Origin of the sequence: Pengzhenrongella sp., assembly GCF_036565025.1 — a bacterium.
Taxonomy (GTDB): Bacteria; Actinomycetota; Actinomycetes; order Actinomycetales; family Cellulomonadaceae; genus Pengzhenrongella.
Genome location: NZ_DATCNW010000155.1, coordinates 1 through 23,785 on the forward strand (window position 1 = coordinate 1; position 23,785 = coordinate 23,785).

Below are 23,785 nucleotides of genomic sequence, written 5' to 3' on the forward strand. Positions count from 1 at the left end.
GACCCACCGAACACTCCCCGGCAGGCGCATCGGGGACGTTGTCGGACGTGCCCGCTACCGTCGGGGAAGAGATCAGCGAGGCGCACAGAGCGGCGTCAGCACCGGTATCCAGGTCCATCACTCGCCACCCCCTGCGGCCTATAACTCGAACTCCTGTTCTAAAGATATCCCGTCAAAACGGACAAAGCAAGGGTTTCGGCGAACTATTTTGGACCGAACACCGGACCACCCGACGAGCGGATCGAGTCGCCCCACACGCAGCTGACCCTGGGTGCGGCGTCCGCCCCACACAACGGATCCACACCCAGAGTCAGCTGCGCCCTGCCCCACGCTCGCCGCGAAGCGGCGCCAATCGTGCCTCGCCCCCCCCCGACCGCGTCACCAACCCGGCGGGTCAGTAGCGCTAGTCGCCCTTCACATTGAGGATCTGGCGAAGCGTGTGCCGGATCTCAACCAGGTCGGATGCGTCGTCCATCACGACGTCGATGTCCTTGTACGCCTGCGGGATCTCGTCGATGAACGCATCCGTGTGCCGGTACTCGATGCCCATCATCGCTTTTTCAAGGTCAGTTATCGTGAACGCCTTCCGCGCGGCGTTCCGGCTGTACTCGCGGCCGGCGCCGTGGGGGCTCGAGTTGAGCGCCAACCTGTTTCCCCTGCCGGTCACGATGTACGACGCCGTGCCCATCGACCCCGGGATCAGTCCGGCGTCCCCGACGTCCGCCTTGATCGCGCCCTTACGCGATACCCAGACCTCTTTGCCGAAGTGGCGCTCCTGCTCGGTGAAGTTGTGGTGGCAGTTGACCCGCTCGAGCTCGACGACGGGCGCTCCCATGTGCGCCGACGCGGCAGCGATGACGCGGTCCATCATTTCCTCACGGTTCGCCAGAGCGAAGTCCTGCGCCCAACGCAGCTCGCGGATGTACGCCCAGAACTCGTCCGTTCCCTCGACGAGGTACGCAAGGTCCGGATCCGGCAGAGCGATCCACCATCTCGCGCAGAGCGCCGCCGCGACCTTGATGTGGTGCAGCGCGATCTTGTTGCCGACACCGCGGCTTCCCGAGTGCAGGAACAGCCAGACGGTTCCGGTCTAGTCGACCGTGACCTCGATGAAATGGTTGCCCGAACCGAGCGTTCCGAGCTGAAGGTGCCAGTTCCCGGCGTATTCCTCGGGGTTGAACCCGAGTCGCGCGGCCTTGGCCTCGAGCTCTTCGACTCGCACCTTGGCCGTGGCCGTCAGGTCCGTGTTGTACATGCCCTTCGACGTCGGGACCGCCGCCTCGATCGCTTCCCGAAGCGTGGTGAGCGACCCCGCCGCCCGGAACTGAGCCTCGGTCCACGCGGTGCGCACGGCGATCATGCCGCAGCCGATGTCGACTCCTACCGCGGCGGGAATGATCGCGCCGAGCGTCGGGATCACGCTCCCGACGGTCGCGCCCTTGCCGAGGTGCGCGTCGGGCATGAGCGCGAGGTGCGGGTAGATGAACGGCATGGTGGCGGCGAGCTCAGCCGGGGCACGGGTCTTCGGCTCGAGAATGGACGCCCAGGAGATGAGTGACTTCGTCAGGTGCTCAGGCATGGGAGGAGTCTGCCCCGCGCGGCGCCGAGGCCCTAGGTGTTTGTTTTCGCGCGTGCCCGGCCCGAGCGATAATGCCCCGGCACGTTCATCGAGGACCGGAGCCCCATGGACCAGACCCCGCAGGTACGAGAAGCGACAGCCGCCGAGCGCCCGGAGGTCGCTGAGGTCACCCGGCTCTCCTACGCCCAGTACGCGGTCGGCTCGACCCCCGAGTTCTGGGCACGGTACGAGGACTCCACCCGGAAGAAGCTCCTCGAGGACGACGACGCCCGGCGGTTCGTGGTGCTCACCGACGGTCGGATCGTCGCAAGCGTGCTGTGGTGCCCTCCGAACGAGCAGAACCCCTACCCGGAGATGCGCCTGCTGGCCGTCCTTCCCGAGCACCGCAACCGCAAGCTCGGCGACCTGCTGATCAAGGCGTGCGAGACGCTCACCCGCACCGAGGGCTTCGAGGCGATCACCTTGCACACGACGGCCCTGATGCCCACCGCACGCTCGATGTACGAACGGCGCGGCTACCGGCCCTTTCCCGACCTCGACTTCGAGCCGGCTCCGGGCTTCGTCGTCTGGGGCTACAAGAAACGGCTCGCGTAAATCCGGCGGTACGTATCACCGCTGTACGGGCAGCACCCGCTGCCGCAGGTCAGGAACCCGGTCGGGCCGCCAGACCTCCTTCGCCGCGGACACCCGGAAGACCCGCACCTGGTGCGCGGGGACTTCGAAGGAGATGTCCCCGTCCGTCTCATAGACGGTCTTCGACCACAGGTCGCTGAGCTCGAACCCGGGCGTCAGCCCGGTGGCTCCGACGGCCGCCGTCGTCGTTCTGATCATGCGGTCGGTCTTGCGGGAGTTGAACAGCGCGACCGCGGTGTCGCCGTACGCGAGGGGCTTGGACAGCACGTAGAGCCCGTCGTTGTTCGAGACGACCGTTGCCTGACGGCCGAGCGGGTCCTGGTCGACGGCGATCAGGTCCCGGTTGCGGAACGTCGACATCGTCGCCGGCGACGCGTCGCGCAGGTCGGTACCGATGAACAGCGGGGCCGCCATCATGGCCCACAGCGAGAAGTGCGAGCGGTACTCGGCGTCGGTCATGCCGCCGTTGCCGACCTGGAGCATGTCGGGGTCGTTCCACGCGCCCGGCCTCGCATACGCGGCGAGCGCGACGTTGGTCCGGAAGATCTTGAGCATGCTCGGGTAGTTGTCGACGATGTCATTCGTGGTGCGCCACAGGTTGCTCTGCTTGCCGGCCCAGTTCCACGGCTGCCAGTTGCCCCACTCGCAGATGCTGTAGACGAGCGACTTGCCGGTCTCGTCGTGCACCTGGGCGATCGCGTCGGCCATCACCTGATAGCGCGCGATGTAGCCCGCGCGGGTCTTGGGGTAGCCGCGCTGGGTCCCGCAGTTGTCGTACTTGAGGTAGTCGACCCCCCACGCGGCGAACGTGCGGGCGTCTATCAGCTCGTTGCCCAGGCTCCCGGGCTGCGCCTTGGCGCAGGTGTAGCTGCCGGCGCTCGAGTAGATGCCGAACTTGAGCCCGCGTTTGTGCACGTAGTCGGCGAGGAACTTGATGCCGTCGGGGAAGTCGACCGGGTCGGCCTTCAGCCGGCCCTGGGCGTCCCGGTACCGGGACGCCCAGCAGTCGTCGACGTTGATGTAGTCGTACCCGGCGTCGCGCAGGCCCGTGCTGACGAACAGGTCCGCAGTGTCCATCACGTCCTGCTGGGTGATGTCGCAGCCGAACGAGTTCCAGTCGTTCCAGCCCATCGGCGGCGTGCGGGCGCGCCCCTCCTCGGGCGCCGACGTGGACCCGCGCGAGATCAAGCCCGGCGACGCCAACGCCACGGCGACGACGAGGCCGACGACGGCCGCACGCCAGACAATGTGAATGATGGGCTCCTATGACCATGGGCGCAGCTGCGCGGTGAGGTGACCATCATCTTGGACCAGCCTGCCCGACGGCGGTCGGTTCGTCCGGAATCGCACGATCGGGTTAGTCAGGGTCCCCACGACGGCCGACGCCGTAGACGGCGTCCGATCGAGCTTCCCTCCCGCCCCTGCTCGGACGAGTCCCGCGCCGGCCCGCACCGCGACCACATGACCGGGCGCAGCGGGCCGCGTGACGCGCTCGCCGGCAGATCGCCGAGCGCATGATCAACTACACGAAGCAGGCTGTTCCTGCTGGGCAACCTCCACTTCCACCAGGAGGTCGCGCTCGCCGGGACGACCGTGCTCGACGCCCGTGCTCGACGACCGAGCGCGAGACGAGAACGACGAGGAGGGCCGCGCATGACCGCCACACCCGACCGCCCGTGGGGCTTTCGCACCCGAGCGCTGCACGCCGGCGGCATCCCGGACGCCACCACCGGGGCGCGCGCGGTCCCGATCTACCAGACGACGTCGTTCGTGTTCACGGACACCGCCGACGCCGCGAACCTGTTCGCGCTGCAGAAGTACGGGAACATCTACTCCCGGATCGGCAACCCGACGGTGGCCGCGCTCGAGGAGCGCCTCGCCTCGCTCGACGGCGGGATCGGGGCGGTAGCGACGGCGTCGGGCATGTCGGCGGAGTTCATCACGTTCGCGGCGCGGGTCGGGGCGGGCGACCACATCGTCGCCGCGGCCTCGCTCTACGGCGGCACCGTGACGCAGCTCGACGTGACGCTGCGCCGGTTCGGGGTCTCCACGACGTTCGTCGCGGGCACCGACCCGGCCGACTACGCCGCCGCGATCACGCCCCAGACCAAGGTCGTCTACGCGGAGGTGATCGCGAACCCGTCGGGCGAGATCACCGACATCGCCGGGCTCGCCGAGGTCGCGCACGCGGCCGGCGTCCCCCTGGTGATCGACGCGACGCTCGGGACGCCGTACCTGGTCCGGCCGATCGAGCACGGCGCCGACATCGTCATCCATTCGGTGACGAAATTCCTCGGCGGGCACGGCACGACGCTCGGCGGGGTGGTCATCGAGAGCGGCCGGTTCAACTGGGGCAACGGGAAGTTCCCGCAGATGACCGAGCCGGTCGCGTCCTACGGGGGCGTGCGCTGGTGGGAGAACTTCGGGGAGTACGGCTTCCTGACCAAGCTGCGCAGTGAGCAGCTGCGCGATGTCGGGCCTGCCCTGTCGCCGCAGTCCGCGTTCCTGCTTCTGCAGGGCATCGAGACCCTCCCGCAGCGCCTCGACGAGCAGCTCGCGAACACCCGGATCGTCGCCGAGTGGCTCGCCGCGGACGAGCGCGTGTCCTACGTGAACTGGGCCGGCCTGCCTGGGCACCCGCACCACGAGCGCGCCGCGCACTACCTGCCGAAGGGGCCGGGGGCGGTCTTCGCGTTCGGTCTCCGCGCGACCGCCGCGGTCAGCGGGCGCGACCTCGGGCGGCGGTTCATCGAGGCGCTCCAGCTCGCGAGCCACCTCGCCAACGTGGGCGACGCCAAGACGCTCGTCATCCACCCGGCGTCGACCACGCACCAGCAGCTCTCCGCGGAACAGCTCGCCGCCGGCGGTGTGCGGGAGGATCTCGTGCGGATCAGCGTGGGCCTGGAGGACGTCGAGGACATCCTGTGGGACCTGGACCAGGCGCTGACGGCGGCCTCCGCTGGTCTGACGGCGGTCGCCCACGGTGGCCCGACGGCGGTCGCGACGGCGGTCTCCGCGGACGGCACCGGCCCGACGGCGCAGGTGCGCGCGTGACCGCCGTCGCGGACCGGACCTGGACCGGACCGAGCGCGGCCGAGCGGCTCGCGCTGCTGCGCCGGACGCGGTCGATCGCCATCGTCGGCGCGTCGAACAACCCGTCGCGGGCCAGCTTCTTCGTCGCGACCTACCTGCTCGCGTCGTCGCCGTTCGACGTGTACTTCGTCAACCCGCGGGCGACGGAGATCCTCGGGCGGCCGGTCTACCCGTCGCTCGAGGCGCTGCCGGTCGTCCCCGACCTGGTCGACGTCTTCCGCCGCCACGACGACCTGCCGTCGGTGCTCGACGAGACCCTCGCCGTCGGCGCGAAGGCCCTATGGCTCCAGCTCGGCTCGTGGCACGAGGACGTCGCGCGCCGCGGCGAGGCGGCGGGGTTGACGGTCGTGATGGACCGCTGCGTGAAGATCGAGCACGCCCGGTTCCACGGCGGCCTGCACCTCGCCGGCTTCAACACCGGCGTCATCAGCTCGCGGCGGTCGCTGTAGCGACGACGCGGGAGACCGGACGAGTTCGCCGTTCCCGCGCGAGTTCGTCGGAATCGATCGACGAACTCGCGCACAGAACGGCGAACTCGCACTCGCCGCCGCCGACCTCAGCGCGCGAGCAGCGCGTCCAGCTTGGTGAACGAGCTGCCCCAGCCCTCGCGCGCGTTGTCTTCCATCTCGGCGGTGTACGGCCCCTGGCGCAGCACGAGCCGGGTCTTGTCGCCCTCGTCGTGGAACTCGCGCCGCACCTCGAACCGGGTGGCGTCACCGAACCCCGGGATCCCGGTCACGTCCTCATAACCCACGAGAAGCTCGTTCTCGACGACCTCGGTGAACATCGAGTCGACGGGGGACGACTGGGACGCGTCGTCGTCGTTGACCATCACGAAGCGCTGGTAGCCGCCGACCCGGGTGTCGACGCTCACGCTGTCACGCGGCACCGACCAGCCGATCGGACCGAACCACTGCGCGAGCTGGTCGGGGTCGGTGAACGCCCGGTAGACGAGCTCACGCGGCGCGTCGAAGATGCGCGTCATCACGAGGTCCTGGGCCGCTGTGGTGTCCGACATGGCACTGCCTCTCTCTCTTGGTGCGATCAGTCCTGCTCTTGTCTCGGGTCTGGCTGGGCCGGCTGGGTCGCCTGGATTCGCCGGAGGTGGGCGTCGAGCCGGTCGAAGCTGGTGTCCCAGAACTGCCGGTACCGCTCCATCCACGCGGTGGCCTCGCGCAGCGGCTCGGCGTCGAGCCGGCTCGAGCGCCACTGGGCGGTACGGCTCCGGCTGATCAGCCCGGCCCGCTCGAGCACCTTCAGGTGCCGCGAGATCGCCGGGAGGCTGATCGTGAAGGGCTCGGCCAGCTCCGAGACGTTCGCCTCGCCGTCCGCGAGGCGGGCAAGGATCGCCCGGCGCGTCGGGTCCGCGAGCGCCGCGAAGATGACGCTGAGCCGGTCGGTCGCCATCTGTGCTTCACCACCCTGTTAATTAACGAATAGGTTATCCACGGCCACAGCGGGTCGTCAAGTGTTCACCCAGCCCAGGCTCTCCGGTGGCGAGAGTCCCGCCCGGCCCGGCGTACGGTCGACACGTGGATCGCGCCCCCCAACCCGCCGGCAGCACCCGAGCGCCCTGGGTCACGGTCCTCGCGGGGGCGGGCATCTCCACCGGGTCGGGCATCCCGGACTTCCGCGGCCCGAACGGCGTATGGACCCTCGACCCGGACGCCGCCCGGCTGCTCGACCACGACTGGTACGTCGCGCACGCCGACATCCGGCGGCGCACCTGGCAGATGTGGCGGGACAACCCGCTCTGGCAGGCCGAACCGACGCCCGCGCACCGCTGCCTCGTCGACCTCGAGCGCGCCGGAGCCCTGCGCGCGATCTGCACCCAGAACTTCGACGGACTCCAGCAGCTCGCGGGCTCGTCCCCGCCCACCGTCCTGGAGCTGCACGGCAGCATCACCGGGTCGCGCTGCCTGAGCTGCGGCGCGACCGAACCCACCGCGGGCATCCTGGCCCGCCTGGACATCGACCCCGACCCGCACTGCGCGCGTTGCGGCGGCATCCTCGCGACCGACGTCGTCATGTTCGGCGAGTCCCTGCCCGACGGCGTGTTCGACGCCGCGGTCGAGGCTGCCTCGGGCTGCGAGGTGTTCGTCGTCGTCGGCTCGACCCTCACCGTGCAGCCTGTGGCCAGCCTGACCCAGGTCGCCGCCGACGCCGGCGCGCGCGTCGTCGTCGTGAACGCGGAACCGACCCCGTACGACCATCTGGCCGACCTGCTCGACCGGCGCCCGATCTCCGACGCCCTCCCGGACCTGGTGCGGGAGCTCCTGGCCGGCTGACGCCCTGGCTCAGTCGGCCTCAGGCCACCGGGAAGACGATTCGGGTCTGCCACCTGGCGGGGTCCGCCTCGGTGTCCTGGGCCACAAGACCGGCTGCGGCCGTCGCGAGAGCCCGATCGAAGAAGGCGGAGAGGTCATTCATCGCGACGACCTCGTGCACGCCCACGATCGGCTGCGGTGTCCGTTCGGCTCGCTCGATGTCCATGTCAGGCTCCCCTGCTCGATCAGGTGGAGCTCCCGTCGAGACCCGCTGGTTCAGTCATACTCCGATCCTTGGTCGGCCTGAAGCACACCCACCTCTTGACCGGCACATACTGGGCGGGTACCCATACTGGGAGGGCAATAGCCACATAAGGGCACATCTCGTGCCCACCCATCGAACGTCGTCGTCGCGGGGGTGACTGATGGGCGCACGGAACAAAAGCAGCGCGGTTCCAGGAATGACGCCGGCCGCGGCGAGCGAGCAGGCGGCCGCGCTGATGGTCGCGCCCGACCCCGCCTTCATCCTTCGGCCGGTTCGTGACCGGGACGGCACCGCCGTCGAGCTTCAGTACGCGTACCTGAACGAGGCGGAGGTCCGACTGCTGGGCCGGCCGCCCGAATCCGTCCTCGGGCACGGGCTGTGCGAACTGTTCCCCTCGGTCCGCGAGCTGGGCATCTTCGACGCCTACGTGAACGCCCTCGGCTCGGCGTCCCCGATCTCGTTCGAGGTGCAATCGTTCCGTGAGAACGGGGTGGAGGGCTCGTTCCGACTCACCGCGTCGCGGTTGAGCGATGACGCGGTCCTGGTCACCGCACGCGATATCACCGAGCAACGCGAAGCGGAGCTGGCGCTCGCCGAGACCACGTGGGAGTACCGGTTGGTGGCGGAGAACGCGTCCGACGTCGTCGCGCGGGCCACCCCGGACCGCAAGCTCACGTGGGTGTCGCCGACCGTGACCCGCACCCTCGGCTGGGAGCCGGCTGAACTGGTCGGAACCGAAATGGCCGACCTGGTGCACCCCGACGACCGGCCGGCCCTGGACACCCTGCGCGAGACGGTGTACGCCGGGCAGCGGATCTCCCTGCCCGCAGGGGGTTTCGTCTGTCGGATGCGGACCAAGTCCGGGGATTACCGGTGGATGTCGGGTGGGGCCACCCCCGTCACGGACGAGTCCGGCGCCTATGTCGGCGTCGTCGCGAGCATGAAGGACGTCGACGACCTGGTGCACGCGCAGCACGCCGCCCAGGCCGACCGGGCCACCCTGCGGGCGACCGTCGACTCGCTGCTCGACCCGCACGTCCTGCTCACCGCGGTTCGCGACGAGACGGGGCGGATCGTTGACTTCACCTGCGCCGACGCCAACCCCGCCGCGTCGGAGCACATCGGGGTGAGCCAACAGGAACTGCTCGGCACCCGGCTGCTCGACCTGGCCCCCGGTGAGTTCACGTCCAGCATCGTCGACTCGTTCCGGCGCGTGGTCGAGACCGGTGTTCCCATCGTCCTGGACGACGAGGTCTACCCGCACTACCTCCTGGGCGTGCCTCGCCGCTACGACATCCGCGCCGCGCGCGTCGGGGACGGGTTGTCGTACAACTGGCGCGACGTCACCGACCGGCATGCCGCGGCCGAGCAGCTGGCCGAGTCCCAGGAGCGGTACCGGCTCCTCGCCGAGAACGCCTCGGACGTGGTCTTCATGACGGGCCCGGATCGGCGGACGGTATGGATCGCCCCGCCCGTGACGAGGGTCCTCGGCTGGAGTCCCGAAGAGCTCGTGGGCACCAAAATGATCGACCTGCTGCGACCGGAGACGGCGGCCGAGCTCGAGCCTCGCCTGCGGCGGTTCTTCTCCTCGCCGAACACCGAACCCTGCGACACCCGCGTGGTGGAGATGCGGACGAAGTCCGGGGACTACCGGTGGCTCTCCGGCAGTGGACACGCGCTGACCTCCCCCGAGGGAACCCTCCTCGGGGTGGTCTTCGGCCTGAGCGATGTCACCGACGTCGTCCGGGCTCGCGATCGCCTCCAGGCCACGCTGGACACGGAGTTCGACCCGCACGTGCTGCTCGAAGCGGTTCGCGACGACGCCGGGCGAGTCGTGGACTTCGTCTATGTGGAGGCGAACCCCGCGGCCTGCGAGTACAACGGGCTGACCCACGACGCGCTCGTCGGTGCCCGCGTGCTCGATCTGCTGCCCGGGCTCCGCGATGCCGGGATGTTCAGGCTGTACGAGCACCTCGTCAGGACGGGGAAGCCCATGCGAATGAACGACCTGCCCTACAAGTACGAGCTCAAGGGTGGCGAGGAGCGCCGTTTCGACCTGCAAGCGGTGCAGCTGGGCGACGGGATGTCGTACACCTGGCGCGACGTCACCGACCGATACGACACCGCTCAGGCCCTGGCCGCCTCGGAGGAGCAGCACCGCCTGCTCACCGAGAACCTGTCCGACGTCGTGATGCACCTGCGCGGCGGGGTCATCGTCTGGGTCACCCCCTCGGTGACGACGGCCCTGGGCTGGGCGCTGCAGGACGTCGTCGGCCACGAACTCATCGAGTTCGTCGTCCCCGACGACCGCCGCGAAGCAGACCAGCGCCGGGCGCTGCTCCCCGGGGCGACCGAGCGGTTCCGGGTGCGGGTCCGCGCCAAGGACGGCACCGACCACTGGGTCCAGGTCCACGCGAAGCCCTTCTACGGCCAGGACGGCGAGCCGGACGGCGTCGTGAACTCCTTCCGAATCATCGATCGGGAGGTGGCCGTCGAGGCTGAGCTCGAGCAGCGGGCGAGCTCCGACGAGCTGACCGGCCTGATGAACCGGCGCGAGGTGCTCGAACGCCTCGAACTGATGACGGGCCACAAGAGCCGCTCGGGCCAGGCGGCCGCGGTGCTGTTCTGCGACATCGACGGCTTCAAGACCATCAACGACAAGTACGGCCACTCCGCCGGCGACGACGTCCTGCAGACCGTCGCCTCCCGCGTGAACGCGTGCCTGCGAAGCACGGACCTCGCGGCCCGCTTCGGCGGGGACGAGCTGCTCATCCTGCTCGACGGCGTCCACGAGCTCGCGAATGCCCTGGACATCGCCGAGAACATCCGCCGAGCGGTGGCCAAGCCCATCCCTTCGGACGACAAGACCGTCACCGCCACGCTCAGCGTCGGCGTGACCCTGGCCCTCCCCGGCGAGAGTGTCGACGACATGATCGCGCGTGCCGACGAGGCGATGTACGAGGCCAAGCAGGCAGGCGGCGATCGGGTGATCCCGAGGATGGCGAGCGCGACCTGAGCGTTCGCGGGCGGGTCGGGCCTCGGTAGCCGCCGCGCAGCTCAGGGGATGCGCGCGCTGCCCTGCGCCCGCTGGTCCACGATGGCGCGGCCGGCGTGCAGCAACGCGTGGGCGACCGAGGCGCTCCCGCCGAGGTAGCCCGCGACCATCGCCCCGTCACGCAGCATGACGAGCTGGCCCGCGACGAGCGCGGCGTCCGGGACCCCGAGCTCGTCGAGTAGCTCACGGGCAACCTCGGTCATCCACCGGCGATGCTCGTCGACGGCCTGCCGCACGATGTGCTCCGGATCGGCGTACTCCGCCGCGGCGTTGATCCACGCGCAGCCGCGGAAGTTCGGCGAGCAGGACACCGCGGCAAGGTCGGCCGCGATGGCCCTGAACACGGCGGCGGGATCGCCGACGTGTTCGGCTCGGAGGCGCTCGATGCGCGCGTGCTCGCGGGCCGACTCGTCACGGAGGTAGGCGACGACCAACTCGTCCTTGGAGGGGAAGTGCCGGTAGAACGTGACTTTGGTGATGCCGGCCGCAGCGATGATCTTGTCCGCGCTGACCGCGCGGATCCCGGTCCGGTAGAAGAGCTCGGAGGCAGCGCGCAGAATCCGTTCGCGCACCGGGGAGACCTGCCGGAGCGAGGCCTTCAGGACCGGTGCCGGGACGGGTGTCTGGACGGGTGCTGCCATCGAGCTCACACCTTTCCGTTGGGCATTGGTCGAGCGGGGTACGTCATGTGTACTACTTAGTCTACCTAGCGGCGCGCCGAGAGTCTCGCCGGCCCGGCTCGGCGACAGCCCGGCGGAAGCCCCGGCTACCGCTCGCGGTGGCCCGGTCGTGGCTCGCGGTGGCCGACGGTGGTTCGCGGTGGCCCACGGTGATTCGGCCATGGCTCGCGGTGGCCGGCGGTGGCTCGGCCGTGCTCGCGGTGACCGACGGTGGCTCGGCCATGGCTCGCGGTCGACCGACGGCCGGCCCGGCGGTGGCTCGCCGTGGCCCGGCGGCGGATCGGGTGGCCCGACTGTGGCTCGGCGGTCGCCCAACCGTGGCTCGCGGTGGCCCGGCGGCCGGCAATCGATCTCACACAGCCCGGAGTTTGCCTCGGAGCGGTCCCCGTGATTAGGTAGACGAACTAGTACGTCTACTGCTCTAGCGAAGGAACCTACTCAATGAGTGCTCTCTACACCGCAATCGCCACATCGACCGGTGATGGCCGCGCCGGAGGCCGGTCCCGCTCTGACGACGGCGCCCTCGACGTCACTCTCGCGATCCCCAAGGAGATGGGCGGCCCCGGCGGCGGCACGAACCCCGAGCAGCTGTTCGCCGCCGGCTGGGCCGCGTGCTTCCACTCGGCCATCAAGGCGATCGCCGCCAAGTCGAAGATCGCGATCACCGACTCCGCTGTCATCGCCGAGATCAGCCTGCAGCCCGTCGACGGCGGCTACGGCCTCAGTGCCGCCCTGGACATCGAGCTCGGCGGGATCGACCAGACTGCCGCTGACGACCTCGTCGCCGCCGCACACCAGATGTGCCCGTACTCCAACGCGACTCGCGGCAACATCGACGTCAAGCTGACGACCACGGTCGCCTGAGCGAGCACAGCTCAGGGCCTGTCTGAGGCCCATCGAACCGAGCCTCCGAGCCGCCCCACGCCGGCTCGGCCGGCTCGCACCCGGCTCGGCGGCTCGGCGACCACTCACGCCCCGGCTCGGACCGGGTGCGCGGTGTGGAGGGACGCGCGTGTGACAGGTGGGGCGCATGTGACACCTGAGATGTCACTCCAGCCCCACCTGTCACATCAGTCCCACGCGCGTCCCTCCACACCGCGAGTTCCCCGAATCCGACCCCGGAGAACCGCGGCGGTCAGGCCGTGGCCGGCGAGCACCCCGAGCGGCTCGGATTCTCCGTTCACGGAAACGGTGTCAAGGGCCATGGGGATCTGCCCAGCCTGCAGACCCCCGCCAAGAGACCCGGTCCGCTCGATCCGGGCCAAGGTCAAGGACACTCCGGCGTTCTGCACCCCTGCCACCCGGCCCCCGGTCACCCACCACGTCTGCGCCTCCAGCGTGGTATCCCTTGCGCATGTCATTCCGAGCCGTGATCTTCGACTGGCGGGGCACGCTCGTCACGACGCCATCCGAATCCGCCTGGATCCACCGGTCCCTCTCGCTGCTCGGACGCCCGACGGACCGGGTCGACTCGGTGTCGGCGGCGATCCGTTCGGCGAGCGGACCCGAGGACCGCCTCGAGGCCCCGGGAGTCGACTCGGACGCCGAGCTCCACCGCCACACCTACCTCGATGTGTTCCGCGACGCTGGCCTGGACGAGGAGCTGGCCGAAGCGCTCTACGCGGTCGAGTCGGACGCCCGCCACAACCCGTTCGCCGTCGACGTGGCGGACACTCTGCACTCGCTGCACGCCGGCGGTGTGCGCATCGCGGTGCTCAGTGATATTCATTTCGACATCCGGCCCGCGTTCGCCGCGGCGGGCCTGGTGGACCTCGTCGACGTCTTCGCCCTGTCCTTCGAGCAAGGCATCCAGAAGCCCGATCCACGGATGTTCCACCGGACCCTCGCCGCCCTCGAGGTCACGGTGGAGCAGGCGCTGATGGTCGGCGACCGCTCCGGCCCCGACGGTGCGGCTGTCGAGCAGGGCATCACCACCCTGCTCCTGCCCCCACTGACGAGCGTCGACCAGACACGCCTGCACGGGGTCCTCGCACTGTGCCCGGCCGCCCGACGAACGCCCGCGACCGCTCCCGTGCCGTCGTGACCGAGCTGCTCTTCCCTACCCCGCCCCTGACCGACGGCGTCGTGCTCCTGCGCCCGTGGCGAGCGACCAACCTGCCGGCCAAGGTGCGGGCGTTCGGCGACCCGCAGCTGCAGCGGTTCTCGTGGACGAGGGCGCAGCCGGCGACCGCGGCCGACATCGAGGCCTCCTTGCGCACCGACGAGGAGGCGCGAGCGGGCGGCCAGGCGCTGAACTTCGCGGTCGTCGAACCGCGCGACGAGGACGTCGTCCTGGGCGGCGCCGCGCTGTACGACGTCACCCTCGACCAGGGTCGCGCCGGCGTCGGCTACTGGCTCGCGCCCGAGGCCCGTGGGCGCGGCGCCGCGACGCGAGCAGTCCGGCTGCTCACCCGCTGGGCGTTCTCAACCCTGGCGCTGGCCCGGATCGAGCTCACCTGCGGCCCCGACAATGCCGCCTCACAGCGGGTCGCCGAGCGGAGCGGCTTCACGCGCGAGGGGATCCTTCGCTCGCACCTCGCCTTCCAGGGCGGCCGCCGGGACACGGTCCTGTTCAGCCTGCTCCCCCGCGACCACTGACCCGCCGGCCGCGACCGCACCCAGACAGCCGCGGAACCCGCAGACCTCCCACCCCGCAACCTCAGATCACCCCGCAACGTCCGAGCGTTGACGTCCTATAGGACGTCAACGCTCGGACGTTGTGCGTGGGGGGCTGGCTAGGACTGCAGACCGACCGTGTGGTCGTACCCGGCCGAGACCGCGCGCCAGCTCGTGCCGGTGCCCACCTTCACCGGCTTCGTCCGGGAGCTGATCGTGCCGTCACCCAACTGGCCGGACCCGTTGTACCCCCAGCCCCAGAGCGTGCCGTCGGTCCGGATCCCGGCCGTGTGGTCGGCGCCCGCCGCGACGGAGGCCCAGATCGTGCTGGTGCCCACCCGGATCGGCGCCGACCTGGAGGTGAACGAGCCGTCGCCCAGCTGACCGAAGCCGTTGTCGCCCCAGGCCCACAGCGTGCCGTCCGTCCGGACCGCCGCGGTGTGGCTCGGGCTGGCCGCGACCGAGGCCCAGGTCGTCACGGTGCCGACCTGCACGGGCGCCAACCGGGAGGTCGTGGTGCCGTCCCCGACCTGGCCGGACCCGTTGTAGCCCCAGCCCCACAGCGTGCCGTCCGTCCGGACCGCCATGGTGTGCACCGCGCCGGCGGCCACCGAGGCCCAGGTCGTCGCGGTGCCGATCCGGACCGGCGCGAGCCGGCTCGTCGTCGTGCCGTCGCCCAGCTGGCCCGAGCTGTTGAGGCCCCAGGCCCACAGCGTGCCGTCGGTCCGGACCGCGACCGAGTGGTCCGAGCCGCCCGACACCGACGTCCAGGCCGTCGCGGTGCCGATCCGGACCGGGGCGAGCCGGCTCGTCGTCGTGCCGTCACCGAGCTGGCCCGAGCTGTTGTCCCCCCACGCCCACAGCGAGCCGTCGGTCCGGACCGCGACCGTGTGCGCGGCGCCGGCCGCGACCGAGGCCCAGGTCGTCGCTGTGCCGACCTGGACCGGACCGGACCGATCGGTCGTCGTGCCGTCACCCAGCTGGCCGGAGGCGTTGAAGCCCCAGGCCCAGAGCGTGCCGTCGGTCCGGACCGCCACGGTGTGCTGCCAGCCGGCCGCGATCGAGGCCCACGGCGCGCTTGTGCCCACCTGCACGGGATCCAGCCGGTCCGTCGTCGTGCCGTCGCCCAGCTGCCCGAACGCGTTGTAGCCCCACCCGAAGGCCGCCAGCCCCGGCACCACGGCGGCGTCCACGTGCAGCACGGCGGTGCCGGTGGCGACCCCGTCGACGCCGGTCACGGTGCGGTCCCCGACCGCCGTCGGCGAGCAGAGCGCGCCCGGGCAGGGCGCGCCGTCGACCGTGAACGTGGTCGCCGACGTGACGTCACCGAGGCTGTTGTTCGCCGCGTCGAAGCCCTCGGCCGTGTAGGCCTGCGCCCCGCCGACGACGATCGTGGCCGACGCCGGCGTCAGCACCAGCCGGGACAGGGCCGCCGCGCTCACGGTGGTCGACGCGGACCCGGTGATGGTGGAGGTGACGGTGTCCCACGCGACCACGGTTCGCGTCCCGGAGGTGGTCAGCTTGACGCCCGTGAAAAGGCGCGTGCCGCTGTCCGTCCCGGTGAAGGCGTAGTTGCCCGGCAGCACGGGTGAGCCGGTGTCGTCGCTCGTGAACGCGACCGTGCCGGTGTAGCCGGTCGCGGTGTTGGCGAACGCGTCCCTCGCGGTGACCCGGACGTCGAACGCGGTCCCCGAGCTCACGGTGGACGGGATCACCACGGCGAGCTGCGTCGCAGCCCCTGGTGCCACCACGATCGGCCCGCTGGTCCCCGTGATCGACGCCGTGACCTGGTCCGTCACCGAGATCGTCCGCGTCCCGGCGTCCTTCAGCACCACGCCGGTGAAGTTGTGAATCCCGGCCTCGGCGGAGGTGAACGTGAAGTCGGCCGGCAGCACCGGCGACTTCGTGTCCGTGCTGGAGAACGTGACCCCACCGCGGTAGGACGACGCGACGTTCGAGTACGCGTCCCGGGCGACGACCAGCACGCTCACCGGGGCCCCGGCCGTCACCGTCGCCGGCGGCGCGATGCCCAGCCGTGTCGTGGGACCCGCCGCGACCGCGATCGACCCGCTGGTCCCGGTGATCGACGCCGTGACCTGGTCCGTCACCGAGATCGTCCGCGTCCCGGCAGCCTTCAGCACCACGCCGGTGAACGTGTGGACCCCGGCATCGGCGGAAGTGAACGTGTAGTCGGCCGGCAGCACCGGCGAGTTCGTGTCCGTGCTGGAGAACGTGACGCCACCGCGGTAGGACGACGCGACGTTCCCGTTCACGTCGCGCGCCACGACGAGCACGCTCATCCCGACCCCGGCCGTCGTCGTCGCCGGTGCCGAGCTCCCCAGCCGCACCGCGGGCCCCGACACGACCACGACCACGATCGGCCCGCTCGTGCCCGTGATCGACGCCGTCGCCTGGTCCGTCGCGGAGATGGTCCGCGACCCGCCGGCCTGCAGCACGACCCCGGTGAAGGCGTGGACCCCGGCGTCCGCGGCCGTGAACGTGTAGCTGCCCGGCAGCACCGCTGCCGAATCCGTGCTGGTGAACGCCACGCCGCCGGTGTACGCCGACGCCGGGTTCGCGAAGGCGTCCTGCGCGGTGACCGTCACGTCGAACGCCGTGCCCGACGTCGCGCTGGACGGGGCCGCCACGACAAGCTGCGTGGCAGCCCCCGGCGCGACCACGATCGACCCGCTGGTCGCGGAGATGGACGTATCCACCCGGTCCACGACGCTGATCGTGCTCGTCCCCGCGTCCTTCAGCACGACGCCGACGAACGTGTGGACCCCGGCATCAGCAGCCGTGAACGTGTAGTCGGCCGGCAGCACCGGCGACTTCCCGTCCGTGCTCGAGAACGCAACCGTGCCCCCATAGGACGGCGCGACGTTGCCGGCGGCGTCCCGCGCGGCGACGGTCACGCTGACTGCCGTGCCCGCGGTCGCCGTCGCCGGCGCCGAGATCCCGAGCCCCGTCGTCACGCCCGGCGCGACCACGATCGACCCGGACGTTCCGGTGACCGACGGCGAACTGCCGGCCGCGGTGATTGTGCGCGTCCCGGCACCGCGCAGCACGACGCCGGAGAACGCGTGCACGCCCGCGTCGGTGGCGGTGAACGTGTAGCTCGCTGGCAGGACGGGTGAGTTCGGATCCGTGCTCGAGAACGCGATCGTGCCGCGGTACCCGCTCGCGGTATTGGCGAAGGCGTCCGTCGCGCTGACGGTCACGCTGAACGGGGTCCCTGCGGTCGCCGTCGCCGGGGCTGACACGGTCAGGCCGGTGGCCATGCCGGGGACCACCGTGACGGCCGGTCGCCCGGCGATCGGGACGGTGTCAACGGTGGTGAAGAACGTGTAGTCCTGCGCGGAGCGCGGGGCGGTCGCGTTCGTGTAGGTCAGCGTGAAGGTGTGTCCGGCCTTGCAGTTGACGGTGACGTTGATCTGGGTGCCGGGCGCGTCGCCCGGGTAGTTCGTCTTGGTCGCGGTCGTGAACGGCGTCGTCGCGAGCGCGGCCGAGGTGCAGTTGCCCCGCTGGACGGCAACGTTCGCACTCGTGGGAAGCGGCTGGAAGCCGGTGTTCGGAGCCCCCGAGGTGGGGACCAGGACCGCGATCGCACCCTTGACCGCGCCCGTCGTGGGCGCGGTGTAGCGCAGGGTGAAGGTGTTTCCGGTGCTGCCCGCGGCGACCGAGGCCGGGGTGACGGTCATGGTCCCGGGGCCGACGGTCGCGGCCTGGGCGACCTCCGTGGCCACCAGCCCGAGAGCGCCGAGGGTGAAGGCGAGGATCACGTACCAGAGCTGGTTTCGATTGCGAACCGTACGTCCAGCCATGCCCGGGACCATGTCGCGCCCTTTCATCGACAGCCCGCGCCGGCGCCTGATCGCCGGCACTGAGGATCTGCCGAGTCACTCAAAAGAGTGACTGTCCAAAGGTGTCATCGGTCGATCTCGTGGCTTCATGAGCCAATTGTCGCCAGGGTGTTTCGGAGTATTTCGGGCAATTCAGACGTCCGCGCTGGTGTGGCCCTTTTCGGGTTCTTGACCACGGTGCCGCCGCGAGAATCGCGTGGCCCACCAGGCGAGTGCGGTGAGCGCTGACGGCGCAATCCCCAGGGCCGCGCCGGCGAGGTCTCCGGCGAGGACGTCGTGCCGGTACTCCCCGATGCCCATCCGGGTCATCACCTGCTGCGGGTCTGCGGGCAGGTAGAAGACCTCGAGCTGGTGGATCGGCGCGTCCCCCGCGTAGAAGGCGAGCGCGCCCGCGCTCACGATCAGCCCGAGACCGCACAGCACCAACCACGCCACGCCCACCTCGCGCAGCGTGCGCCGGCGGTTGAAGCCCTGACGACCGTGCCTACCCACGAGCCGCACCTACCCCGGGCCGGGTGAGCCGTGCTACCCGTGCGCAGCGGTGAGGAACGCCTTGAGCAGCGGGCCGGACGTCGTCGAGCCCAGCTCGCCGGTCTCCACGAACACCGCGACGGCGAGGTCGCCCTGGATCGCGATCATCCACGTGTGGTTCTGGAGATTTCCCGCCGAGCCGTACTGCGCCGTGCCTGTCTTGGCCATGACGTCCCCGCCGGGCAGGCCGAGCAGGAACTTGGCGCCGCCGTCGGTCACGACAGCACGCATCATGGTGCGCAGCGCGGTGGCCTCCGCCGCCGTCAGCGGGACGGCCGGCGCGGGCACCACGGCTGCCTTCGCCCCGACGAGCCTCGGCACGACCGTCTGACCGCGCGCGACCGACGCGGCGACCGTGGCCATCGCGAGCGGCGAGACCTCGATGCGGCTCTGGCCGATCATGGAGGCCGCGTGGTCGGTCCCCGTCGCGTCGGCGGGCACGGATCCCTGGTAGGCCGGGTAGCCGAGCGGGGCGATACCGCCCAGACCGAGCGACGCGGCCGCGCTGACGAGCGCGGACTGCGGCGCGAGGTCACGCGACCCGATGAAGGCCGTGTTGCATGAGTTCGCGACCGCGGTCTTCAGGCTGATCGTCCCGTTCGCCGTGGTCGGGTAACCGGGGAAGTTCGAAAACGCCCTGCCCTCGACGTTGATGGTGACCGGGCAGGTCACGGGGCTGTCCGGGGTGAGGCCGGTGCGCAGCAGGGCGAGCGAGCTGATCACCTTGAACACCGAGCCGGGCGCGTACTTGGCGACGGTCGCCGTCGAGTAGTCGCCGCCGCCGGGCCCGCTCGCCGCGGCGAGCACCGCCCCGGTGGACGGTTGGATCGCGACGATCGCGCTGGCCGGGACGACCTTCTCCAGGATCGTCTCGGCGGACTCCTGCAACGCCGGGACCAGGGTCGTGACCAGCGGTTCGCCGACCGTGCCCTCGACGGCGAACACCTCGCGCTTGGTGACGCCGTCGGCCGCCGTGGCGACGACGGTCAGGCCGGGCATCCCGCGCAGCTGCTTGTCGTACTGGCGCTGGAGCCCGGAGAGCCCCGTCTCGTCGCCACCGACGATCGCGCCGTCCGACTTCGCGACGATCTCGGCGGTCGCCGGACCGACGGTACCCAGGATCGGGCGCGCGAAGCGCTTGCTCGACGCCAGGGGCAACGTGCCCGGTACCGCGCTCGCACCGGGCAGCAGCGCGAAGGCGGCCTTGTCGACGCTCGTGTCATCGGCCCGGATCGTGAACCCCTCGACGAACGCCTTCTCCCCGGCCGCGGCGACCCGCGCCACGAAGGCGACCGGATCCATCTTGAGCGCGGCCGCGACCTTGGTGGCCGCGGCGCTCTGACCTGCCGCATCGACCCGCGTCTTGTCGAACCCGAGGTGCACCACGGGCCGCGACTCGACCAGCTTGGCACCGGCGGCGCCGAGCACGGGTGCGCGCTCGGCCTGCTTGCGACCGACGCTCAACGTCTCGCCCTCGACCAGGTCCGGCGCAATCAGGTACGGCGACCACGTCGCCTGCCAGACGTCCTTGACCAGCTCGAAGTGGGCCTTCGTCGTGTAGGTCCAGTCCTTGTCCCCGGAGTCGAGATCCCACGTGTAGTGGAGCGCAGCCGTGGCGGTCGCGCCCTTCGCGGCGATCTTGATCGCATCGACGGTGACCGCGGGGTGCTTCGGCGTCATTCCCGCGGTGGCAGCGGTGAGCGTCTTGGTCGCCGCGGCGGGGGTCGCGCCGGCCAGCACGACGTCGGTCAGGTCGCCAGAGGCGATGCCCGCAGCAAGCGCGCGGGCGGTGCCGTTCGGCGTGGGCGGCGCCGAGCAGGCGCCGAGGCCGACGAGCGCCAGCGCCCCGACGACGAGAGAAGCCACCGATCGAGACCGTGCTGTAGTGCCGTGCATGGAGTCCGTCCCCTGCAGCCCGCGGGCCCGGACGGGGTTCATCCAGAGAATAGGTCGCGAATTCGCAGCGCGATGATCGTAGTCGGCCGGTCACCGTTTCGGCGGCACCCTCGGCACCGGAAGGCGCGGCGTTCCGCCGGAAAAGAATGCGCCGGGTCCGCGACGTCGCCAAATGCCCTGTTTGCTACTCCGCGAGCGCTGCGGCGAACCTGCTCCGCGCGTGCTCCACCAGGACACGTGTCGCAGGGTTGGCGGGGGAATCGGTTCGCCAGATCAGCCCGAGGCTGGCCCGCAGCTCGGGCTCGACGATCGCCAGGGCGTGCAGGTCAGCGCTGTGCGCGTCGAGCATCGACTCCGTCAGGACCGCGACCCCGAGCCCTCTCGCGGCGAGGCCGGCGACGGCATCCGGGGCGCTCGCCTCGATCGCGACGCGCGACCGCAACCCCGTCGCCGCACAGGCGCTGTCGAAGGCGGTCCGCACGCCGGTGCCGCGCAGCATGCTCACGATCGGCTGCTCGTGCAGGGCCCGGAACCCGATGGCCCGCCGTCGGGCGAGCGGATCGCCGTGCGGCACGCCCGCGACGATCCGTTCGTCGGCGAGGACGTGGCACCCGAGCTCCGCCGGGAGCTCCCCGGACCACGCCACGAGGGCCAGGTCGAGCCGGCCGCTGCGCACACCCTCGATGAGGTGATCGGAGGTGTCCTCACCGAGCGCGATCTCCACCCCGGGATGCCGGGCGCGGAAGTCGGCCAGCTGGTCGAACAGGACCGTGATGGTGCAGGCGGTCACCATGCCGACGCGGACGCGGCCGCGCACGAGCCCCTCGAGCTCGTCGACGGCCTGCCGGGACCCGACGACGGCCGCGAGCGCGGCGCGCGCGTACGGGAGCACCGCCGCACCGGCCTCGGTCACCCGCACGGTCCGCCCGGACCGGTCGAGGAGCTGCTGACCCAGCTCCTTCTCGAGCTGGCGGACCTGGGCGCTGACTCCCGACTGGCTCACGTGCACCCGCTGCGCGGCGCGCGTGAAGCTGGCCTCCTCCACGACGGCGACGAGATACTCGAGCTGGCGAAGTTCCATAAGCCTGGATTCTAGCTCGGATCAGAACTAGCTGTTGGACTTCTGACCGCGAGCGCTCCAGGCTGGCACCGGCACGACAAGAGCGTGCCGCCGACATCATGGAAGGACCGCCCCAGTGACGAACCGTGAACGAGCGACAACCCCCGAGGACCTCACCCGCCTGTTCGTAGAACGCGCGAACGAGGGCGACTTCGAGGGCATCGCGGAGCTGTACGAGCCCGAGGCGGCCATGGCCTACCCGGTCGGGCAGCTCACCGTCGGGCGCGCCGCGATCGGCGCCCTGTTCGCGCGCGCCCTCGCCGGCCGCCCGCACTTCGAGCAGGAGGAACTGCTCCCGACCGTGCGCAGCGGCGACCTCGCATTGACCTCGACCGCCCCCAAGGACGACGCGGGCGCCCGCGCCCAGGTCGCGCGCCTCCAGAGCGACGGCACCTGGCTCCGCGTCCTCGACCAGCCCGAGTTCCGCCGCTGACCCGATCCGCCTCCGAGCCGGTTTTGGGAAGATATTGCGCGCCACGCGCACCAATTCTTCCGATTCTTGGGACCTCCCCGCCGACGCGCTCGACTTGTCAGCCCCTGCGCCCGGTATCGACCGCGCTCGGGCTGACTCGGCTGAGCGGCGGGGGTCGGTCGGACTCATCGAGCGGCACCAGGGTGCCGTCCGGGCCGGTGCGTGCCGCGCTTCGTGCGTCGGTGAGCAGCATGAGCGCGAGCAACCCGGTCACCTCGCCCTCCTCGGGCACCAGCCGGTGCAGCAGGCGGGTGAGCCGGATCGCCTCGGCGGTGAGGTCGGCGCGCTGCATCTGCGGCCCCGAGCTCGCGGCGTACCCCTCGTTGAACACGAGGTAGAGCACCTGCAGCACCACGCGCAGCCGGTCCGCGCGCTCGGCCGCGGGCGGAGGTTCGAACCGGCCGCCCGTGGCGGCGATCCGTTGCTTGGCGCGGCTGATGCGCTGCGCCATCGTCGCCTCCGGGACCAGGAACGCGCTCGCGATCTGCGCCGTGGTGAGTCCGCCGACCGCCCGCAAGGTCAGCGCGAGCTGCGACGGAGCGGACAGCGCCGGATGGCAGCACCAGAAGAGCAGCGTGAGGGTGTCGTCGTGATCGAGCGGCTCGGGCTCGGTGACCTCCAGCGATGCGACGGTGAGCTCGCGACGCCGTCGGGCACTCTCGCTGCGCCACTCGTCGACCAGCCGCCGGGACGCGACCGTCAGCAGCCACGACCGGGGGTTGTCCGGGATCCCGTCCGCGACCCACTGCAGCGCCGCGGCGAGCAACGCCTCCTGCACGGCGTCCTCGCAGGCGTCAAACTGTCCGTGCCGCCGCGCCAGGGCGGCGAGGACCTGCGGCGCGAGCTCGCGCAGCAGGTCCTCGACGCTCGGGGCCGTCGTCACATCTCCGGTGGCGCCTCGCCCAGCCGGCGCACCTCAATCGGTCCACCGGTAACCGCGACGATGCTCGAGGTGAGCTCGATGGCCCGTTCCTCGCTCACGACGTCGACCACCCAGTAGCCGATCAGGGACTCCTTCGACTCGGCGAACGGTCCGTCCGTGACGATGGGCGTGCCGCCCTCGAGGCGGACGGTCTTCGCGGTGCTCCCGTCGGTGAGACCGGCCTGGAACACGAGCTCGCCGGACGCGGTGAGGTCCTCGTCCAGCTGTTTCATGAACGTGATCATCCCGGTGATCCAGTCCGGCGACTGGGTCTGCATCATCGTGGCGGCCTCGCCGAACATCATGATCATGTACTTCATGTCGACTCCCTCTGCTCCAGATCCGGCGCCCGGATCGGGGGCGCTCACCACTGGGTCGGAGCGGCCACCGCGTTCTCGACAACCTCCGGATGACGTCTTGAGGTCAAACCGTAGGCGAGTGCCCCGGCAGGCGCGAGGGGCGTAGCTAGCGACCGGCCTCGGCGAGCACCGTCCGCTCGATCTCGGTGCCGACGACGGAGCGCGCGACGGCCTCGTCGTAGCCGACGATCCCGTGCAGGACGAGCTCGTTGAGGGACAGCTCGAGGGTCTGCATGCCGACACCCTGACCGGTGACGACCTGGTTGCGCAGCTGGTTGGTCTTGCCCTCCTTAATGAGGTTGCGCACCGGTGAGTTGGCGATGAGCACCTCGTACGCCGCGACCATCCCGCCGCCGATGCGGGGCAGCAGCCGCTGGTGCACGATCCCGGTGAGGGTGTTGGCGAGCTGGACCCGGATCTGCGGCTGCTGCTCG

General features: G+C 70.7%; 20 protein-coding genes and 2 pseudogenes. 9 read left to right on the plus strand and 13 right to left on the minus strand.

What is annotated here, in order from left to right; translation table 11 throughout:
* Positions 1–403 precede the first annotated feature (403 nt).
* Positions 404–1,579, minus strand: a pseudogene (locus tag VIM26_RS08845) (RtcB family protein).
* 105 nt (positions 1,580–1,684) lie between these two features.
* On the opposite strand from VIM26_RS08845, the gene VIM26_RS08850 reads away from it, so the two are divergent.
* Positions 1,685–2,173 carry a GNAT family N-acetyltransferase gene (locus VIM26_RS08850; RefSeq protein ID WP_331950244.1) on the plus strand — a complete coding sequence of 163 codons (489 nt, stop codon included), beginning with the start codon at positions 1,685–1,687 and terminating at the stop codon, positions 2,171–2,173.
* Between the two features lie 15 nt (positions 2,174–2,188).
* Here the strand turns inward: VIM26_RS08850 and VIM26_RS08855 are convergent, their stop codons facing one another.
* A complete protein-coding gene (locus VIM26_RS08855) occupies positions 2,189–3,421 on the minus strand; it encodes a glycoside hydrolase family 27 protein (RefSeq protein ID WP_331950246.1) in 1,233 nt (410 codons plus the stop codon).
* A gap of 444 nt (positions 3,422–3,865) precedes the next feature.
* On the opposite strand from VIM26_RS08855, the gene VIM26_RS08860 reads away from it, so the two are divergent.
* Positions 3,866–5,266 (plus strand): O-acetylhomoserine aminocarboxypropyltransferase/cysteine synthase family protein, encoded by a 1,401-nt coding sequence (locus VIM26_RS08860; RefSeq protein WP_331950248.1) that lies wholly within the window; start codon positions 3,866–3,868, stop codon positions 5,264–5,266.
* A complete protein-coding gene (locus VIM26_RS08865) occupies positions 5,263–5,754 on the plus strand; it encodes a CoA-binding protein (protein WP_331950250.1) in 492 nt (163 codons plus the stop codon). Before VIM26_RS08860 ends, VIM26_RS08865 begins: the two co-directional genes overlap by 4 nt.
* A gap of 107 nt (positions 5,755–5,861) precedes the next feature.
* On the opposite strand, the gene VIM26_RS08870 is transcribed toward VIM26_RS08865, so the two are convergent.
* Positions 5,862–6,323 carry an SRPBCC domain-containing protein gene (locus VIM26_RS08870; protein WP_331950252.1) on the minus strand — a complete coding sequence of 154 codons (462 nt, stop codon included), beginning with the start codon at positions 6,321–6,323 and terminating at the stop codon, positions 5,862–5,864.
* A gap of 26 nt (positions 6,324–6,349) precedes the next feature.
* Positions 6,350–6,712 (minus strand): metalloregulator ArsR/SmtB family transcription factor, encoded by a 363-nt coding sequence (locus VIM26_RS08875; RefSeq protein WP_331950254.1) that lies wholly within the window; start codon positions 6,710–6,712, stop codon positions 6,350–6,352.
* A gap of 125 nt (positions 6,713–6,837) precedes the next feature.
* On the opposite strand from VIM26_RS08875, the gene VIM26_RS08880 reads away from it, so the two are divergent.
* Positions 6,838–7,593: a Sir2 family NAD-dependent protein deacetylase gene (locus VIM26_RS08880; protein ID WP_331950256.1), complete on the plus strand. Its 756-nt coding sequence runs from the start codon at positions 6,838–6,840 to the stop codon at positions 7,591–7,593.
* Between the two features lie 19 nt (positions 7,594–7,612).
* Here the strand turns inward: VIM26_RS08880 and VIM26_RS08885 are convergent, their stop codons facing one another.
* A complete protein-coding gene (locus tag VIM26_RS08885; RefSeq protein WP_331950258.1) occupies positions 7,613–7,798 on the minus strand; it encodes a hypothetical protein in 186 nt (61 codons plus the stop codon).
* 235 nt (positions 7,799–8,033) lie between these two features.
* On the opposite strand from VIM26_RS08885, the gene VIM26_RS08890 reads away from it, so the two are divergent.
* Positions 8,034–10,853: a PAS domain S-box protein gene (locus VIM26_RS08890; protein ID WP_331950260.1), complete on the plus strand. Its 2,820-nt coding sequence runs from the start codon at positions 8,034–8,036 to the stop codon at positions 10,851–10,853.
* A 41-nt stretch (positions 10,854–10,894) separates the two neighbouring features.
* Here the strand turns inward: VIM26_RS08890 and VIM26_RS08895 are convergent, their stop codons facing one another.
* Complete coding sequence (locus VIM26_RS08895; RefSeq protein WP_331950262.1) at positions 10,895–11,533, minus strand: TetR/AcrR family transcriptional regulator; 639 nt, start codon at positions 11,531–11,533, stop codon at positions 10,895–10,897.
* 480 nt (positions 11,534–12,013) lie between these two features.
* Here VIM26_RS08895 and VIM26_RS08900 point away from each other — a divergent pair, with 480 nt between their 5' ends.
* The 3 genes from VIM26_RS08900 (at position 12,014) to VIM26_RS08910 (ending at position 14,170) form a co-directional block, all read left to right on the plus strand.
* A complete protein-coding gene (locus VIM26_RS08900; protein ID WP_331950264.1) occupies positions 12,014–12,436 on the plus strand; it encodes an organic hydroperoxide resistance protein in 423 nt (140 codons plus the stop codon).
* A gap of 490 nt (positions 12,437–12,926) precedes the next feature.
* The gene (locus VIM26_RS08905) at positions 12,927–13,616 is read left to right on the plus strand and encodes an HAD family hydrolase (RefSeq protein ID WP_331950266.1); all 690 of its coding nucleotides are present in this window, start codon (positions 12,927–12,929) and stop codon (positions 13,614–13,616) included.
* A complete protein-coding gene (locus VIM26_RS08910) occupies positions 13,613–14,170 on the plus strand; it encodes a GNAT family protein (RefSeq protein WP_331950268.1) in 558 nt (185 codons plus the stop codon). Before VIM26_RS08905 ends, VIM26_RS08910 begins: the two co-directional genes overlap by 4 nt.
* Before the next feature lie 137 nt (positions 14,171–14,307).
* Here the strand turns inward: VIM26_RS08910 and VIM26_RS08915 are convergent, their stop codons facing one another.
* The 4 genes from VIM26_RS08915 to VIM26_RS08930 all read right to left on the minus strand — a co-directional run bounded on the left by VIM26_RS08915 (position 14,308) and on the right by VIM26_RS08930 (position 21,559).
* Positions 14,308–18,012 carry a hypothetical protein gene (locus VIM26_RS08915; RefSeq protein WP_331950270.1) on the minus strand — a complete coding sequence of 1,235 codons (3,705 nt, stop codon included), beginning with the start codon at positions 18,010–18,012 and terminating at the stop codon, positions 14,308–14,310.
* A 171-nt stretch (positions 18,013–18,183) separates the two neighbouring features.
* Positions 18,184–18,543 carry a hypothetical protein gene (locus VIM26_RS08920; RefSeq protein ID WP_331950272.1) on the minus strand — a complete coding sequence of 120 codons (360 nt, stop codon included), beginning with the start codon at positions 18,541–18,543 and terminating at the stop codon, positions 18,184–18,186.
* Positions 18,544–18,576: 33 nt separating this feature from the next.
* Positions 18,577–20,448, minus strand: a complete 1,872-nt coding sequence (locus tag VIM26_RS08925) for a penicillin-binding transpeptidase domain-containing protein (protein ID WP_331950274.1) — start codon at positions 20,446–20,448, stop codon at positions 18,577–18,579.
* A gap of 214 nt (positions 20,449–20,662) precedes the next feature.
* Complete coding sequence (locus tag VIM26_RS08930) at positions 20,663–21,559, minus strand: LysR family transcriptional regulator (protein ID WP_331950276.1); 897 nt, start codon at positions 21,557–21,559, stop codon at positions 20,663–20,665.
* Between the two features lie 115 nt (positions 21,560–21,674).
* On the opposite strand from VIM26_RS08930, the gene VIM26_RS08935 reads away from it, so the two are divergent.
* Positions 21,675–22,031 (plus strand): YybH family protein, encoded by a 357-nt coding sequence (locus VIM26_RS08935; protein WP_331950278.1) that lies wholly within the window; start codon positions 21,675–21,677, stop codon positions 22,029–22,031.
* 97 nt (positions 22,032–22,128) lie between these two features.
* Here VIM26_RS08935 and VIM26_RS08940 read toward each other — a convergent pair whose 3' ends face one another.
* The 3 genes and pseudogenes from VIM26_RS08940 to VIM26_RS08950 form a co-directional block, all read right to left on the minus strand.
* Positions 22,129–22,953, minus strand: coding sequence for an RNA polymerase sigma factor (locus VIM26_RS08940; RefSeq protein WP_331950280.1), 825 nt, complete (start codon positions 22,951–22,953; stop codon positions 22,129–22,131).
* Positions 22,950–23,312 carry a YciI family protein gene (locus tag VIM26_RS08945; RefSeq protein WP_331950282.1) on the minus strand — a complete coding sequence of 121 codons (363 nt, stop codon included), beginning with the start codon at positions 23,310–23,312 and terminating at the stop codon, positions 22,950–22,952. The genes VIM26_RS08940 and VIM26_RS08945 overlap by 4 nt, the downstream gene beginning before the upstream one ends.
* A gap of 145 nt (positions 23,313–23,457) precedes the next feature.
* Positions 23,458–23,785 (minus strand): annotated as a pseudogene (locus tag VIM26_RS08950) (hypothetical protein); the annotation flags it as partial.

What these genes read in the sequence shown, in the direction of transcription:
- VIM26_RS08850 (WP_331950244.1), top strand. Translation starts at nt 1,685, where the DNA reads ATGGACCAGACCCCGCAGGTACGAGAAGCGACAGCCGCCGAGCGCCCG.
- VIM26_RS08860 (WP_331950248.1), top strand. Translation starts at nt 3,866, where the DNA reads ATGACCGCCACACCCGACCGCCCGTGGGGCTTTCGCACCCGAGCGCTG.
- VIM26_RS08870 (WP_331950252.1), bottom strand. Translation starts at nt 6,323, where the DNA reads ATGTCGGACACCACAGCGGCCCAGGACCTCGTGATGACGCGCATCTTC.
- VIM26_RS08875 (WP_331950254.1), bottom strand. Translation starts at nt 6,712, where the DNA reads ATGGCGACCGACCGGCTCAGCGTCATCTTCGCGGCGCTCGCGGACCCG.
- VIM26_RS08885 (WP_331950258.1), bottom strand. Translation starts at nt 7,798, where the DNA reads ATGGACATCGAGCGAGCCGAACGGACACCGCAGCCGATCGTGGGCGTG.
- VIM26_RS08890 (WP_331950260.1), top strand. Translation starts at nt 8,034, where the DNA reads ATGACGCCGGCCGCGGCGAGCGAGCAGGCGGCCGCGCTGATGGTCGCG.
- VIM26_RS08895 (WP_331950262.1), bottom strand. Translation starts at nt 11,533, where the DNA reads ATGGCAGCACCCGTCCAGACACCCGTCCCGGCACCGGTCCTGAAGGCC.
- VIM26_RS08900 (WP_331950264.1), top strand. Translation starts at nt 12,014, where the DNA reads ATGAGTGCTCTCTACACCGCAATCGCCACATCGACCGGTGATGGCCGC.
- VIM26_RS08905 (WP_331950266.1), top strand. Translation starts at nt 12,927, where the DNA reads ATGTCATTCCGAGCCGTGATCTTCGACTGGCGGGGCACGCTCGTCACG.
- VIM26_RS08915 (WP_331950270.1), bottom strand. Translation starts at nt 18,012, where the DNA reads ATGGCTGGACGTACGGTTCGCAATCGAAACCAGCTCTGGTACGTGATC.
- VIM26_RS08930 (WP_331950276.1), bottom strand. Translation starts at nt 21,559, where the DNA reads ATGGAACTTCGCCAGCTCGAGTATCTCGTCGCCGTCGTGGAGGAGGCC.
- VIM26_RS08945 (WP_331950282.1), bottom strand. Translation starts at nt 23,312, where the DNA reads ATGAAGTACATGATCATGATGTTCGGCGAGGCCGCCACGATGATGCAG.